Source organism: Collinsella sp. AM41-2BH (assembly GCF_003468085.1).
Classification (GTDB): domain Bacteria; phylum Actinomycetota; class Coriobacteriia; order Coriobacteriales; family Coriobacteriaceae; genus Collinsella.
The window spans coordinates 42,825-59,200 of sequence record NZ_QSGH01000008.1 but is presented as its reverse complement, the minus strand read 5'-3'; the positions used below and the strand labels follow the sequence as shown (position 1 = coordinate 59,200).

Here is a 16,376-nt window from a genome sequence, read left to right as displayed (position 1 = left end):
CCAGCCAGTGTCGGGTCGACCGCTTGGTATACTTACATTAGTGCTACCAAGTTAGTCGCCGACCCTTGAAATGAGGTGCCGAGATGAACGACATTCTCGCAAGAAGAGCAAGACGAGCAACCGTGGGCATCGCCCTTTCCGCGGCACTTGTCGCGGGAATCGCCCCCGTAACGGCGATCGCGGCAGAAACCAGTTCCCCCACCGGTGCGGCCGTTTCGCAGACGAGCGCCGCCAACGGCAATTCGGGCGCCCCGCAGACAGAAGACGCGGCCGCCGCAAAAGAAAAAGCGTATGCAGCCATGCAGGAAGCGCTCAAAACCCTCGAGGCTGCAAAAGACGCCGCAAGTCCCGAGAAACTTGCGGAAATCGATGATGACATTGCCGCTTTTCAAGAGATCTACGACATGGTGGTGACGGAAGCCGCCAAACGGAGGGAACCCCTTCCCGCCATGCAAGCGAACGTCGATGCAGCCCAAGCCAAATACGATGAGGCCCACAACCGGACAAGCGGCCTTCAGGCAGAATTAAATAAGGCAATCGACGACGGAGCTTCTAACGAAACTATTAAGCAGTTGCGAAGTGAGATCATGTCGGCAGAAAGGCGAGAAAAATCTTGTGAAGATGATCTTCACCACTGCCAACGCCGGCTCGAAAGCCAGGAAAGACAGGTTCAGTATTTCGAAAGTGAGGCAGAGGAAGCCAAAGCCCACATCGACGAGGACATAGCCAAGCGAAATGCGCTCCTCGGCGATTTGGAAAAGGCGCAAGCGGCCTATGACGACGCCTGCAAGGCATACGAAGAGGCGAAAGCCGCGGCAGACAAGGCCACCTCACCCGAGATAGCGAAACCGACCGAGACAGTGCCTCCCTCCGGCTCAGCGCAACCCGCCGAGGCGACACCGCCCGTTGGCTCACCTGCAACCGGCAAAGACGCCCTACCAAGCTCCACCAAGCAAGCGAACACAAGCAGCGGCAAGCAAGCAGATACGACCGCCGGCAAGCTCGCAAACACGGGCGACACAGCACCGAGCGCAATCGCACTCGCAGCAATCGCCGCCGCAGGCCTCGGAATAACCGCCACAGCCACACGCCGCATCAGGAACCCAAAATAGCTGCCAGCGGTTATTGTCTTCGCCAATCCGCAAACCCAGGGACAAAAGAGGCCCGTTTCCCCAACCCAGGGAAACGGACCTTTTTAACTGCAAAATCCAAGCAACAGCACCGCCACCTCTTGAACAACGTAGCCATCAATGCCCAGACAACGCCAGCGAGCAGCAAAAGGCACGGGATTAAATTATTCAGATAAATGTAACCCTTCAGGCGGTTTTGGTCGGCTACCCGCGAGTGCCGGCAGGGCGCTTGGTAGTCGAGCGATCCCGCAGGCGAAGCCGAGGACCAGCGAGACACCAAGCGCCCTGCCGGCACTCGCGGGTAGCCGCGGCACCAAAAAGCGCCCGTGCGTTCGATGGATTCGGATGCCCGACAGAGGCTCCTTATGGCTGCTTCCTTCCGGACCTGACCAGATTCGGAACATGTCGTCATCCGAACCCATCGAACGCGCTAGGCGCTCGGTATATCTTACCTGCTCCCGCCCGCCACGGCAAGTGGGGCGAACCCATCGGATGGATTCGCCCCACTCGTCCATATCGCTAGCGGCGCCTGCGGTACAGGACCGCGCCGCCCGCGACGGCCAGCGCGCCGATGCCGGCCATGGCGCCGAGCGCCTCAAGCGGCAGGCTGCGGTCGCCGGTGTCGGGCATGCCGCCCTTGGAGCCGTCACCGCTAGCGCCGCTGCCGGAGCCGTTATCTGAACCGCCGCCCGAGCCACCGCCCGGCGTGCCGGGGTTCTCGGGGGTGCCGGGCTCCTCGGCGTAGCTGTTGGTGAAGACCGGCGGCATGTTGGCGTCGCCCTCGTAGGAAACCTTCGCCGACAAATAGCCCGTCCTGGTGCCGTCTGCCGCCTCGTCGCTCACCGTGACGACGATCTTGTGCACCGCCTTGTCGTAGGTCACGTGCGCCTGGCCGTCGTCGACCTCGCTCACCGTGAAGGTGTAGGTGCCGGCCTGCTTGAAGGTCAGCGCATCGAACGTGACGCTGCCATCGGCGGCATTCTTGGCGGTCGACATGACCTTGCCGTCCCGGCTCTTGAGCTCAAAGCTAAACTGGCCCGCCTTGAGCTCGGCGCCCTTGAGCACCTTGGCGGCGCCCAGCTTGAGGGTGACGGGTGGGGCCTCGTAGCCGTTGGTAAAGGTCACCGAGTCGTCGCCCGTGGGATTGCCCTCGGCATCCGCCAGCTCGTGCTTGACGGCGAGCGTGCCGTTACCGGCATCGGTGACCGTCGTGCGCACGCGGTACGTCGCCTTGTCGTATGTCACGCCGCCCGCCGTGCCGGCGACCTCGCGCAACTCGTAGCTGTGCATGCCGGGCGCGGTGTAGGTGACGGGGCTGAGCGCGACCGTGCCGTCGGCGGCGTTCTTGCCCGTCGCCGCGACGCTCTCGCTGCCGTCGGCGGCAAGCTCGACCAACTGGAACTCGAACTCGCCCTCGGCCAGGCCACGACCCTTGAGCTTCTTGTTCACCTTGATCTGGTCGGTGACGGAGCTCGGCGTCGGGTCCACGCCGTAGGTGTTGGTGAACTCGAACGCGCCCCTGCCCTCGGGCGTGCCCTCTGCGGGCAGGACCTCCGCGGCGAGCGTGCCCGCGTTGGTGTCCTCGACGACCCTGACCGTGAAGGTCCTGGTCGCCGTCGCGTCGTTGGCCACGCCGTCGACCGAGCCGGACTCGCTCACCCGGTAGGCGAACGTCTTGGTGCGCAGGCCGTCGCCGTCGATCTCGGCGTCGTCGAGGTCGCTCGGCTGCTTGAACGTGACGCGGCCCAGCTCGACGTTGCCGGCGGCGTCGTTGGTCGCCTCGGTCACCGTCTTGCCGGAGGCGTCGACCGGTGCGGGCGCGCCGTCCAGCGGCTCGATCTTAAAGGTGTACCTGCCCGCGATGTCGGCCTGCGTGAGGCCGAGTCCGGCCTGGCCGAGCGCCAGCGTCTTGGTGCCCACGATGTCGACCGTCGCCTCGCCGGCGCTATAGCCGTTCACAAACGACAGCGTGCCGTCGGAGCCCTCGGGGTAGACCACGGCAGCGTCCAGCCCGCCCTTGCCGTCATCGGTCACCTTGACCGTGATGCCGAAGCTCGATGCGGCCGCCGTCACGCCCGCGGGCAGCCGGTCCGTGCCGTCCTCGGAAACGGTATAGGGGATGGCCCAGGAGCCGTCGGCGGCCCTGGTGGCGGTGCCGTCCGCCACCATCTGCTCGAGAGCGTCGGTGGTGTAGGAGATGGGCGAGAACGAAAGTCCCACGGCCTCGCCGTCGCCGGAGGCCTGGTTGGTCGCGGTCGCGACCACGTCGCCCCGGGCATCGCGGACGGAGAACGAGAACTCGCCCGCCGCCGCGGCGCGGCCCGTCAGCGTCTTGGTGGCGTTGATAACCGCGCCGCCCTCGCCGCCGAGCGTTCCGGTGGCCTCGTAGGAGTTCTGGAACGCGACCGTCACGGGCGCGGGCGCCGCCGTGGCGCCATCCGCTGTGGAGACCTCGCTGCGTGCGACCTCGAAGCCGTCCCTGGCAACCGCGGTCGCGACCGTGAGCCTGCCCGTCGCGGCGTCGTAGGCGGGCGCGATGGTCACCGTGCGCGGCGCGGTGTCGTTGGCGTAGCCCTCGCCGCCGAGCTTGGTCTCGGTGACGGTGAAGCGGTAGGTCATGCCCGCGTCGGCGTCGGTGAACTTCACGTCGCTGCCCGCGGTCCCGCCGATGAGGTCGACCAGGTCGGCCGCACCGTCATCGGCAGCGGAAACGGTATAGGCGTCCTTGTCGGTCTTGAGGCCGAGCCTGGCGGCCGTCTCGGCGTCCGCGGTCACGGTGAAGGCGAACTGCCCCGCCCCCATGGCGCGGCCGGAAAGCGTCTTGGACAGGCGCACGCCCGCACGGGCCGAGTAGTCGAGCTCGGTCGTGTAGGTGTTGACGAAGTCGCCGCCGCTCACCTGCGCGATCGCGGGCGTCGTGGCCGTGAGGTTGCCGGAGCCGTCGTCGGTCACGGTCACCGTCATCGTGGCGGCGTGGCCGTCGTAGTCCACACCGGCGATGGCAGAACCGTCATCGGGCCTGACCTCGCGCACCTCGTAGGTGAAGGTCTTGGCGCGCACGCGCTTGCCGCCGACCTCGGCGAACCCGGCGTCCTTGATGTCATCGAGCGTGTAGCGGATGGAGCCGAAGTCAAAGGCGACCCTATCGCCCGCCTTGGTGCCGGCGGCGGCCGTCACACTGACGGTCTTGGAGCCGTCGGCAGAGCCCTCGGGCATGGGAGCGCCGCCCTCGCCCGCGAGCGTGAACTGGAAGCTATCGCCCTCCGCCCAGTCGCGGCCCTCGAGCGTCTTGGTGAAGAGTCCCGCGGTGGAGACGTCCCTGCCCTCGGTGGCCGTTCCGTACGTGTTGGTGAACGCTGCAGTCGCGCCTGCCTCGGTCACGGTGCCCTCGGCCCCCTCGGCCGTGGTCGCGTAGCCCTCGGCGGCATCCTCGGTCACGGTATAGTGCGCGCCCACGGGTAGGCCGGAGATAATCTTCTCCCCGCCATCCTTAAGCGTGAAGTTCGCCTTGCCGTCCGCGAACGTCACGGCGTGCTCGCCCTTGCCGAAGGTGCCGGAGACGGGCTCGCCGTCCCCGTCGGTCAGCGCGACCGTAAAGCCGAACTCTCGCTGGCTGTCGCCGCCGACGACCGTCTTCTTGACGGTGAGGCTGCCCTCGCGGGACACGCTGTTGTGGGTCGTGTTGGTCTGGGATTCGTTCTCCCCCACCTTGACCGTGGCGGTGTTGGAGATGTCGTCGACCACGGCGGCTTCGGCGGAGACCTTCACGTCAAAGCTGAGCGTGCCCGTGGCGCCCGCAGCCTGCTCGCCGAGCGACCAGGTAAGGGTGCGCGTCGCGGCGTCGTAGGCGGCACCGTCGGCAGAACCCTCAACATAGTTAACGCCCTTGGGCAGGACATCGGTCACCGTCACGTCAGCCGCCTGCGCGGCGCCCCTGTCGTCGACGCTGTTATTGGCCCAGCCGATGGTATAGGTGAGGGTATCGCCCACGCCCACCAGCCTGCCATCCACATTGACCTTGGCACCCGAGGCGTCCGCCTTGGTGACGGTCTTGGTGTTGTCGTGCGGCGTGAAGGTGTTGGTGAAGGTCTTCTTGCCCCGCTCGTTGAAGATCTCGGCCTTAAGGCCGGCACCAGTCTGAGTCACTGCGATGTCGAAGGTGTAGGCATGCGCATCGTCCTCAATCAGGACATCGCCGCTTGCTTTCTCGGTCACGGTCGCGTGGTAGGTGCCCAGATTGGTGAAGCTGAGCTCGCCAAAGGAAACCTTGCCGTCCTTGTCATTCTTCGCCTCGATTGGGTAGCCCTCGAGGACATTGCCCGCGCCATCGGTGAGGGAGAGCTCGAAGGTGAATTCCCCCTCCTGGAGGCCGGGCTTGCGGCCGCCCGCGAGCACCTTGGTGAGCTCGGGGACGGACGCCGTGGCGGGGGCGGGGTCGAAGGTGTTGGTGAAGGCGGCGGAGGCGACCTGATCGGCCGAGATGGAGCCATCGGCCCTGGATCCCTCGGCTCCGTTCACCGCGGCTTTGTAGCCATCGGCGGCACGTTCGGTCACCGTGTAGGCGGTTCCCGCGGGCAGCCCCGTGATCCTCGCCGTCTGGCCATCTTTGAGCTTGAGGGTCGCCTTGCCGTCCTCGAACGTCGCGTCACCGTAGGTGCCGGACACTTTGTTGCGGCCTGCGGCATCGGTGGCCTCAACCACAAACTTAAATATCTTGTCCGCGTCGACCGCCAGGCCCTCGCGCGCCACGACGGTCTTGGAGACGTCGAGCTCGCCCGTCTTCACAGTGTTGGTCACGGTGAAGCCGCGCTCGGCGTCGCCGGTGACCGCGGAGTCATAGCCCTCGACGGGCACCTCGGCCACGGCGTAGTCGATCACGGAGCCGGACTTGGAGTACTTGGGCAGGCCCTCGAAGGAGTGCTTCCAGCTATTGGACTTCGACAGCTCGGCCGACTCGCCGGTGTCCTTCCCGTCGGCGAGCAGGCGCACGGTGGCCTTCTCGGCCGCCGGGCCGACCCACTTCTTCTCGACGGGCACCGAGACCTTGGCCGTGGAGGTGTTGGTCACGGTGAAGCCGCGCTCGGCGTCGCCGGTGACCGCGGAGTCATAGCCCTCGACGGGGTCCTCGGACACGGTGTAGTGCGCGCCCGCGGGCAGGTTGGAGAAGACGCCCTTCCAGTCGTTGGACTCGCTCAGGGTGATCGAATCGATGACGGTATCGCCGTTCTTGAGATTTACTTTGACCTTATTAGGATGGGGAATCCTGGGGTTCTCCCAGACCTTTTTGATGGGAATGTCGATGTTCTCGGACTTGCCGATGATGACACCGCCGTTGGCGCCGATGCCGCCTCCCCGCTCGGCCGTATTGCCAGAGATCGTCAGCGACGTCTGACCGCGGCCGAGGTTATACACATCCTCGCTCATCACAGATTTAAGCGCGACGTTCGGCGTGGCGTCGGTAAAGGACAGGGGCTCGCCGTTGCCACCGTCGGGAGAGAATCGCGGGATTTCGGTGTTTGTTTCCGCATAAGTGCCTTCGGGGTTAAACAGCCCACCGTCTCTGTACCAGCTGACCTTTCCGCCGCCCGGAGCGCGGTTGGCCAAGGTCAGTTTGTATTTGGCGTCTTTGAAGCCGGTGAAGACGAGGTCGTCTCCCGCCTCATCGGCCGAGTTCCTGGCGATCAGGCCACCGTTCTGGACGTAGACCTTGGCATCTCCGGTCGGGCAGAACCACATGCCGCCGCCCTGCTTTTTCGCATGGTTATCAACAACGAGAGCGTTTTCGATATGGAGCGTGCTATAGACGAGATACTCGTTGCCTTCGCTATATACGCCGCCACCCATATTCCGAGCAGTATTGTCCTTGATCTCGCCCGCACTGAGCTTGACGTCATCTGAATAGGTATAGATGCCTCCGCCGGCGGAAGCGGAGTTACCCGATACGGAGCCACCTTTCATAGTGAAAGCGGTATGGTCCCTACCACCCTGCTGCAGGCCGCGATCGACCACGCACACTCCGCCGCCTTTGCCATCAGAATACGCAATATTGTCCTCGATCTTGCCGCCCTTGAGGGTAAACTCGGCATTCCCTTCGACGTGCACTGCGCCGGAGGGAGTTCGATTCCCAAGCTTATAGCCTCTGTTGCGCACAAGCTGACCACCGGTCATCTCAAAGGAGGCTCTCTGGTTACGAGCCTCGCTGTACATGACCACCGCGCCGCCCTGATAGCCGGCGTTATCCTCGATACTGCCGTTACTCATCTCAAGGTGGGCATCGCCCATCAGCATGATGCCGGTAGACGAAAGGTAATTACCATCGCCGTCTGCGGAGAAAGACACGTGATTCTTACGGATAACGCCGCCCTTCATGACAACATGAGCGCCGTCTTTCGCGTGGACAGCGCCGCAATACGCGTCCTTAAGTTCGCACTGCTCGATAACGCCGCCCGTCATGGTAAGCGAAGCCTTGTCTCCCGACACGTCGATGACACCCGTATTGACGGTGTTCGCAGCGCCGTCGCACACAACGGCCTCGTCAGAGAGCACAACCGCTCCCCTGCTAGAAATAATGGCGCCCTTGTTGTAGCGACCACTCAGGGACACTTTCCCCGACAGCTCGAGGGATGCCCCCTCGGCAACATTGACCAGTACGGAGAAGCCGCTTTTCTTTGCCAAGATGGTATAGGGCTCATCCGACGTGATCTTAATCATCTTCCCGGCAGGAATCGTGAGCGTGGAGCCAAGCTTCACGTGCTTTTTCAGGGTGATGACGGTTTCCTTGTCATAGGGGGCCTCGTCGACCAGATCCTGAAGGGTCTTGGTGCTGTCATCGCTCACGGTACCGCCGACGCCGTCATCGATGGACTCGCGCGTGTAGACGATATCGACGCCAAAGAACGGGAGGTTCTCCGAGCCTTTGATGTCGTCCATGCTGTTTTCGATTGTGATCTTTTTAACCGTGCTGCCTTCAAACATACCCGAGGGTATTTCGGTGAGGCCGCGCCCGATCGTCACATCCTTCACGCCACCTACGCCCGAGAAGGCCGCCGTGCCAACGGAAGTCACGGAATCCGGAATGGAAAGCTGCTCCGGCAACGTGCCGTAATAGAAGGCGTAGTTGCCAATTGTCTCAAGTGTCCTGGGAAGCTGGACGGCGACGTTGCTCTGGATAAAGGCCCACTCACCGATACTCTTCAGGCTGTCGCAAAGCCCCACGATCTTAACCGGTGTGTAGCAGAACGCATTGTCCGGAATGTTCTGAAGCGAGGACAGATCCACGGACGCCTGCAGATTTTTGCACTCGTAAAAAGCCCCCCAGCCCATCTTTGTCACCTTGCTTAGATTGGGCACGCTCACCAGGCTGGCGCACCCCTGGAAAGCAGAGGATCCGATGCTCTTCAATGTGCCTGGGAAATCGATCCCAGTCAAACTCGAGCAAGTCCGAAACGCCCCATCCCCGATGGACTCGATTTCGCTCAGCGCGGTGACGGACGTGAGAGAGGTGCATCCGTCAAACATGTGCGAGGGGATCTTGGTAACCGAAGCGGGCAACGACACGCTTGTCAGAGACGTGCAGTCTTCGAACACGCCCGTTATGGTGTCGGAGAAGGCGACATCTTTTGGAAACTCGATGCCTGTGAGGGCCGTAGCCCCCTCGAAGGCGCCCGAGCCCGAAATCATTTTGAGGGTTGAGGGGAGATCGATCTCCGAAAGGTTGCTGCAGCCATAGACCATCATGTTGGCGCTAATCTCCTCGACGCCCTCATCGAAATAGAGCTTTTCGAGCGAGCCAGCGTTTTGCAGCGAGCAAGCGAAGTTCTTGATGGAGCCAGGGATATGGAGCTCCTTGACCTTTGCGAACCTCCGGAAATTCCCTCCGTACATTTTTTCGAGCGTGTCGGGAAGCGTCAGCTGCTCAACGTTCTTGGCCACGATACCAGACGAGAAATAAAGTTTGGTGACTTTGTAGGTCTGGCCACCATGCTCGATGGAGCTGGGCACACTCACCGCGGTCACACTGTCGTCGGCAACAATACCTGTGATTTCCGCCGTGCCCTTATCCGTGGTCTCGCACGAATAGGTCACGCCGTCCTGGGTGATCTCAAACTCCTCCGCAGTATACGCAGTCCGCGATTCCGTGGCCGCATATGCGACACCGGCCGTCGCGCCAACGGATAAACATCCGAAGCCGAGAACCAGCGCAAGGCAGAGAGCAGCGACTCTCTGCCCCCCCCCGCCGAAAACTTTCCTCTCCAATTCCCTTCTCCCCCTCTGGTGTCGCCTTCTCTTCCCACGAGCGATCTATTGATTAAGGACAGTTAAAGACAACATTATGACCAAAGAGGCCCATCATGGAGATAATCCACGTCTTCGCCCGAAATGGTAATTAATTGGCATGATTAATTGGCGAACAACTGAACGAAGAGCAATCTACTAATGGCACATAAATGGCGGCGTCAACACCTGAAGTGCAAAAAGACTACTTTTCTAGATGCGGCCGAGGTCGTAGGCTCGCGCAACAGACTCGCCGGCACAGATGAGGTTGGTTGTGGCTTCTTGCGAATCGAGTGCCCGCTCCAGGTCCATGGGCTTGCGGCAGATCGGCAAAACCAAGTCAATACCCTGCCCATATACCGCATCCAGGTTGACAGCGCGACCGCCCACGACAGCGATCACCGGCTTGCCACACCGCTTGGCACGGCGTGCCACGCCCACCGGCGCCTTACCGGCGGCGGACTGCTCATCCATATTGCCCTCGCCTGTAATGACCAGGTCGACATCGCGTACACGCTCGTCAAACCCCACGAGATCGAGCACCGTCTCCACGCCCGAGCGCAACTCGGCACCGAGCGCCAGCAGCGCGGCACCTAGGCCGCCGGCGGCACCTGCGCCGGGCACGCCGAGCACCGAGCCAAATGTCCGTGCGCCCTCGGGTGCGCGCAACAATCCCTGGACTCGAGCTCCGGCAATCGCAGCGTCGAGCAAGCGGCCGTAGCCGACCATCCAGCTGTCGCACCTGCTCAGCGCCTCGGCATCATCAGCCGGCAGACCCTTCTGTCCGCCGAACACCGCAAGCGCGCCGCGACGCCCCACGAGTGGGTTCTCGACATCCGAAAGCACAACGATACGAGCGCCATCCAAAGCCTGCAGCGCGGGCGCCAAATCAACGCTCGCCACCTGCTCAAGGCCTGCAAGACCGGGGGCGACATCGCATCCCTGATCATCGACCACACGCGCGCCCAGCGCCTGCAGCATGCCGGCGCCACCGTCGTTGGTGGCACTGCCGCCCAGACCAATATAGATAGTCTTTGCCCCAGCACGGACTGCGCGAAGCATGAGCTCGCCCACGCCATAGGTTGTAGCAACCAGCGCCGACGACTCCGTGCAAGGCGAATACCCAATGCCGGCCGCCTCGGCCATCTCGATGACCGCGGACTCGCGCTCGACATCAACCAGCATCCGGGCAGACGTGCGCTTGCCCAGGGGACCTGCCACCTCGCAGGTCACAATCTCACCGCCGCACGCGGCAACGGCATCGAGCGTTCCCTCGCCACCATCTGCCAGCGGCAAAGCGTTCAGCTCGGCATCGGGCCAAACGCGGCGCACGCCTTCGGCAACCGCCGCCTCCGCCTGCGCGCTCGAAACGCTGCCCTTAAAGGAGTCGATCGCCAACAGCACACGGCGGGGTCGGCGGCACGCAGGACCAAAGTCAACCGCCGTGTCAGTATCCTCACCGGCACCTGCAAGTGCTGCGGCGTGAGCGGCGTGTGCTTCAAGATCGGCCCCACAACCGCAGCCAGCACCATCGGTGCCACGCAGCCTACTAAAATAGCTGCTCAACACCTCACGACACTCGTCTGCCAGCACGCCGGCGGTCACGTTAAACCGATGATTCAGGCGCGAATCGGCATTCAGGTCATACAGCGAACCCAGAGCGCCCGCCTTGGCATCAGCCGCGCCATACACGCAGCGTCCTACGCGCGCGTTAACCATAAGCCCCGCACACATGCAGCAGGGCTCGAGCGTCACGTAGACCGTACAGTCGGAAAGGCGCCAGCGACCGAGCGACCGAGCGGCAGCGCACAGGGCCGCGAACTCTGCATGCGCCGAAGGGTCCTGATCGAGCTCACGACGATTATGCGCCCGCGCGACAATCTCACCCGCGCGCACCACCACAGCGCCAATGGGCACCTCGCCCACCGCCGCGGCGGCGCGCGCCTCCGCCAACGCCTCGCGCATGAACTTCTCGTCGATTTCGGTGCTCGTCATCGTTCGCCTTCCCTGTTGCAAATTCAAAACGATGCTATCATTACGACTCACGGAGAGATGGCAGAGCGGTTGAATGCGGCGGTCTTGAAAACCGTTGAGCGCGAGAGCGTTCCGGGGGTTCGAATCCCCCTCTCTCCGCCACTTTTAATGATGCACCGGCGTCATGGTTCGCTCGAACAGTGCATCGACCACGTCGGCTATCTCAGGTCGACGCTCAAGATCGTGGCCCGATTCCCACCATATCGTGAAAAGTCGAATAATACCGCCGGCGACAAACTCAGACGTCGTCTCGAGTGACACGGGGGCCAGGGCATCCTCGGCAAGCACGTTCATCACACGCTCGCGGATGGAGCGGGCAATGCGGTCGCAAATAACGTTGGTCAACATGCCCGACATGCTGCTTGCCAAAATGTTATCCATGAGCTGCTCGTGCGCCAGAATCAAATCCATGGCATCGTCCAAAATCGCGTGCCGAAGCGCGCGCACGTCCTCGGCAGACACTGCGCCGGCCTCATCGGGCTGTTTTTGCGGCAAGCCCGACATGAGCTCATCGATATAAAAGGCAAAGTAATCGTTCTTGTCGCGAAAGTGCTTGTAGAACGTCGTGCGGCGAATCATGGCGCGGTCGCACAGCATGGCAACCGTCAGGTCCTCAAAACGATGCTCCTCGAGAAGTTCGGTGAAGGCATCGAACAGGGCGCGGTAGGTTTTCTTAATGCGAAGGTCCACTGGTATCGCCATCCTCAGGGCAAAGACAACACTCGACAATCTGTCGCATATCTTACACCTGTACCTCGTGCGCTTTGTCCCGGTACCAACCCCACCGAAAACATAACGCTTACCGGAAAGTTCGGCACGGCAAAACGTTGCGGGTATACTAGTAGCGTTATACCAACGGCAGCTGGCGCATGCCGCCGCGGCCATTCGAAACGGAGACATCATGATTACCGTCATCATCGGCATCGTTGTTGTCATTATGATTGTCTGCGCCATCGCCGGCATCTACAACAACATGGTCACCAAGCGTAACCGCATCGATAACGCCTGGCAGAACATCGATACGCAGCTGCAGTGCCGCAACGACCTGATCCCCAACCTGGTCGAGACCGTCAAGGGCTACGCCAAGCACGAGCAAGAGACGCTCTCCGCCGTGATCAGTGCGCGTAACACCGCCGTCAAGGCCACCACGCCCGAGGCCAAGATGGAAGCCGACAACGTGCTGACCGGTGCGCTGCGCCAGCTCTTCGCCGTAGCCGAAGCCTATCCCGATCTTAAGGCAAACACCAACTTTACGCAGCTGCAGACATCGCTCGAGGATACCGAGAACAAGATTAGCTATGCACGCCAGAGCTACAACGACTGCGTGCTCAGCTACAACAACGCCATTCAGACGTTCCCGGCTGTCATCTTTGCCGGCATCTTCCAGTTTAAGGAGCGCCAGGGCTTCGAGGCCGCCGAAGCCGCCCGCCAGGCCCCGACCGTCAAGTTCTAGTAGTTTGGCAGCGCATCCTTAATCGGCCAAATGTATAAACCGCCCCGTCGAACGCATACTTCGACGGGGCGGTTTCCTTTTTCGCGAAGGTCCCCCTCTAAGCACCGTGCATTTTTGGGAGTATTCAACATAACCAAGAGCTTCGGGCGCTACGATAAATGCCAAAGACCGCGAATATCCCTGCAAATCAAACGCTGTCAGCCCATAACCCCGCCCATCATTCGTAGAAAACATCGAGAAATCCCGATTTTTGCCCGAGGTCGGTATGCAGGGGCCTTCGATTGCAGAATACTCGCAAAAATGCACGTCGCCATCACCCCCACATGGCGCGAACCAAAACAAAAGCGCGGCCTAAAAGGCCGCGCGCCATCTTTAATTCAGATCTATATTGCCCGTAACGGCAGCGCCGAGGGCAACCTTCCTTTCCGGCGCACTCCGCAGGACGAAAGAACCTCCGCCGCACGAAGTGCGCAGCGGAGGTTCTTTCATGTCCGAGGACGCGCCGGAAAGGTAGGTTGCCCTCGGGCCGAACAGCTATGGCAGCTTACGCCACGGTATAGACCCAGTCGTGCTTGTCCTCAACAGCACCAGACTGGATACCAGTCAGGGTCTCGCGGAGCTTCTTCATCACAGGGCCGATCTCGGTGTAACCAGCCGGGAAGGTCACGGTCTCGTCGGCGCCGTAAACCTTGTTGTCGATCTCGCCCACCGGGGAGATGACGGCAGCGGTGCCGCACAGACCGCACTCGACGAAGGTGCCGGCCTTAACCTCGGCCCACTCGACGGGACGCTCGTCGACGGTGATGCCCAGGTCCTGAGCAACCTGAACGAGCGAACGGCGGGTGATGGAGGGCAGGATGGAGTCGGTGTGCGACTGAGGAACGACGAGCGTGCCGTCCTCCTTCACGAACAGGACGTTGGCGCCACCGGTCTCCTCGACATAGGTGCGGGACTCGGAGTCGAGATACAGGTTCTCGGCATAGCCCTCGCGGTGGGCCTCCATCGTGGGCTTGAGGGACATGGCGTAGTTGAGGCCAGCCTTGATGTTGCCGGTGCCGTGCGGTGCCGCACGGTCATACTCGGAAACGCGCAGCTTGACGGGCTTAAGGCCACCCTTAAAGTACGGACCGACCGGGGTCACGAGAATGCGGAACGTGTACTCAGGAGCGGGAGCCACGCCGATCACGTCACCGGAGCCGATCATAAACGGACGCACGTACAGGGTCGCGCCGGAACCGAAGGGCGGAACCCAGGCGGCGTTGGCAGAAACGACCTGCTTGACGGCCTCAACAAACTTGTCCTTGGGGAACGGGGGCATCTCGAGGCGCTGCGCAGAGTTGTACATACGCTCGGCGTTCATGTCGGGACGGAAGCAGACGATGCTGCCGTCCTCGGCGGTGTAGGCCTTCAGGCCCTCAAAGACCTCCTGGCAGTAATGGAAGATGCCGCCACACTCGGAGACATGCAGGGTGTGGTCGGTGGTCAGGCCGCCCTCGTCCCACTCGCCGTCCTTCCAATGGGCCTCGTAGCTGTAATCGGTCTTCATGTAGCCAAAACCGAGGCTACCCCAATCGATATCCTTCTTCTCGACAGTCATATGTCGCTCCTTACATACACAGTTGCAAACTCGCGAACCCGCACGCAAGGACCGAGGCCGATCGCGTCGCAACGTCGCACGCCCGGAGCGTAGAGCCGGACGGGACACGCGAACAGCATCAAAGCCGATGGCACGTCGATTCGCATGCACGAGATTGTACTCCCCGTACGCGTCTGATAAAACGCTTTTCTTTAACTAAGTAAAGTATTTTCATTTGACCGAAACTAAAGAAGCCCGCCACCGTAAGCGGTGACGGGCCTCAACTGCACGGTTTGCGCGCTGGCTCGAGCTACGCGTTCTTTTTGCCCAGCTTAGCCTTAACCAGACCGACCACGGTCGGGATGATCGACACGGCAACGATGCCGACGATCAGCAGCTCAAAGTGCTCCTGCACAAAGGGGATGCCGCCAAAGAAGTAGCCCAGCAGTGTAAAGAGCGTCGACCAGGTAATGCCGCCCAGCACGTTAAAGATGACAAAGTTGCGCCAGTGCATGCCGCCCATGCCGGCGATAAAGGGCACAAAGGTGCGAATAAACGGGAAGAAACGGCCCAGGAAGATGGCCAGGTGGCCCCACTTGTCCAGGAAGTCCTCGGACTTTTTAATGCGCTCGGGCGTCATGGCCTTGACCTTGCCCGAAGCGATGATCTTTTTGCCAAAGAAGTGACCGATCATAAAGTTGCACTGATCACCCAAAATGGCAGCCGCCCATGCGACGGCCAGCAAGGCCACGATGTTAAAGCCACCGTTGTGGGCAAAGAAGCCCGAAGCAAACAGCAGCGAATCGCCAGGAAGGAACGGGAAGAACACCACGCCCGTCTCGATAAAGATGATCAGGAACACGCAGCCGTAGGCCATAAGCGGGCCGGCGGCGATCCAGCTGGCGATCGCGGTGCGCGGGTCCTTAAGCAGCTCGGCGATAAAATTGATGAAACCCATGAAGTAAAACCTCTCAGTTGTGGGCGCGGATACGTCCAAGTTGACCAGTATACGGTTGCGGTGCCCCCTCGTGCGCAACCCCACAAAAGCATGACTCCATTACCAGCAAGTTTGCATAACTGACACCTGTCGTGCAAAGCTGCCAAGATTGTTCTTCCTAATCCCTAGCGAATCGCTATACTTTATTGAATCGCATTGCCATGGCGCTAAGGGAGGGCGGCCGGTGAGCTTTATCAATACCATTCGCGAGGACATCAAGACCGTCCAGGCGCAGGACCCCGCTGCGCAAAACGGCCTGGTCATTTTCCTTTCGTACCCCGGTCTGCATGCCAAGTGGAACCACGTGCCCGAGCACTGGCTCTGGGAGCACGGTCATCGCTCGCTCGCCCGCGTGCTCTCGCAGCTCACCCGCCACATCACCGGCGTCGAGATTCACCCCGCCGCACAGATCGGCAAGCATTTCTTTATCGACCACGCCATGGGCGTCGTCATCGGCGAAACCACCATCGTGGGCGACAACTGTGTGCTCTATCAGGGCGTCACGCTCGGCGGTACCGGCAACGAGACCGGCAAACGCCACCCAACGCTCGGCAACAACGTCACCGTGGGCACGGGCGCCAAGGTGCTCGGCAACATCCGCATCGGCAACAACGTCAAGATCGGCGGCAACTCGGTCGTCGTCAAAGACGTGCCCGACAACTGCACCGTCGTGGGCGTGCCGGGACGCATCATCAAGCGCAACGGCTGCCGCGTGTTCGAGGAGAGTTTCGACGCCAAGCAGCACCGCGAATACATGCCCGATGACGCCGCCGAGCAGAGTGCCCTCAACCGTCAAGGCATCACCGAGAATGCCCGCCGCGTCAAGGAACTCGAGCGAGAGGTGGCCGAGCTCAAGGCCCTCGTCGCCAAGCTCGCGGACGAACGCTAGGGCTGCGAACGGTACAAGCCAGC

8 protein-coding genes, 1 tRNA gene and 1 other RNA gene are annotated in these 16,376 nt (G+C 61.7%); 4 read left to right on the top strand and 6 right to left on the bottom strand.

Annotated features, from left to right (window positions below):
• Positions 1-83 precede the first annotated feature (83 nt).
• The gene (locus tag DW899_RS05625; protein WP_117800266.1) at positions 84-1,112 is read left to right on the top strand and encodes a hypothetical protein; all 1,029 of its coding nucleotides are present in this window, start codon (positions 84-86) and stop codon (positions 1,110-1,112) included.
• 347 nt (positions 1,113-1,459) lie between these two features.
• Here the strand turns inward: DW899_RS05625 and ffs are convergent.
• The 3 genes from ffs to tadA all read right to left on the bottom strand — a co-directional run bounded on the left by ffs (position 1,460) and on the right by tadA (position 11,399).
• Positions 1,460-1,555: signal recognition particle sRNA small type (gene ffs, locus DW899_RS05620), an RNA gene on the bottom strand.
• Between the two features lie 94 nt (positions 1,556-1,649).
• The gene (locus DW899_RS05615; RefSeq protein WP_117800265.1) at positions 1,650-9,215 is read right to left on the bottom strand and encodes a Spy0128 family protein; all 7,566 of its coding nucleotides are present in this window, start codon (positions 9,213-9,215) and stop codon (positions 1,650-1,652) included.
• A gap of 402 nt (positions 9,216-9,617) precedes the next feature.
• Positions 9,618-11,399: a tRNA adenosine(34) deaminase TadA gene (gene tadA, locus DW899_RS05610; RefSeq protein WP_117800264.1), complete on the bottom strand. Its 1,782-nt coding sequence runs from the start codon at positions 11,397-11,399 to the stop codon at positions 9,618-9,620.
• 51 nt (positions 11,400-11,450) lie between these two features.
• Between tadA and DW899_RS05605 the strand changes: the two genes are divergently transcribed.
• Positions 11,451-11,540: transfer RNA gene (locus DW899_RS05605), tRNA-Ser, on the top strand.
• A gap of 3 nt (positions 11,541-11,543) precedes the next feature.
• Here the strand turns inward: DW899_RS05605 and DW899_RS05600 are convergent.
• Complete coding sequence (locus DW899_RS05600; protein ID WP_158549345.1) at positions 11,544-12,128, bottom strand: TetR/AcrR family transcriptional regulator; 585 nt, start codon at positions 12,126-12,128, stop codon at positions 11,544-11,546.
• Between the two features lie 211 nt (positions 12,129-12,339).
• Here DW899_RS05600 and DW899_RS05595 point away from each other — a divergent pair, with 211 nt between their 5' ends.
• The gene (locus DW899_RS05595) at positions 12,340-12,891 is read left to right on the top strand and encodes a LemA family protein (protein WP_199570271.1); all 552 of its coding nucleotides are present in this window, start codon (positions 12,340-12,342) and stop codon (positions 12,889-12,891) included.
• A gap of 544 nt (positions 12,892-13,435) precedes the next feature.
• Here DW899_RS05595 and DW899_RS05590 read toward each other — a convergent pair.
• Both DW899_RS05590 and DW899_RS05585 read right to left on the bottom strand, forming a co-directional pair.
• On the bottom strand, positions 13,436-14,488 hold the full coding sequence (locus DW899_RS05590; protein ID WP_117800262.1) for a branched-chain amino acid aminotransferase: 1,053 nt from the start codon (positions 14,486-14,488) through the stop codon (positions 13,436-13,438).
• A 289-nt stretch (positions 14,489-14,777) separates the two neighbouring features.
• Complete coding sequence (locus DW899_RS05585; protein WP_117800261.1) at positions 14,778-15,425, bottom strand: VTT domain-containing protein; 648 nt, start codon at positions 15,423-15,425, stop codon at positions 14,778-14,780.
• Between the two features lie 223 nt (positions 15,426-15,648).
• Here DW899_RS05585 and cysE point away from each other — a divergent pair, with 223 nt between their 5' ends.
• Complete coding sequence (cysE, locus tag DW899_RS05580) at positions 15,649-16,353, top strand: serine O-acetyltransferase (protein ID WP_117800260.1); 705 nt, start codon at positions 15,649-15,651, stop codon at positions 16,351-16,353.
• The last annotated feature ends 23 nt before the right edge of the window (positions 16,354-16,376 follow it).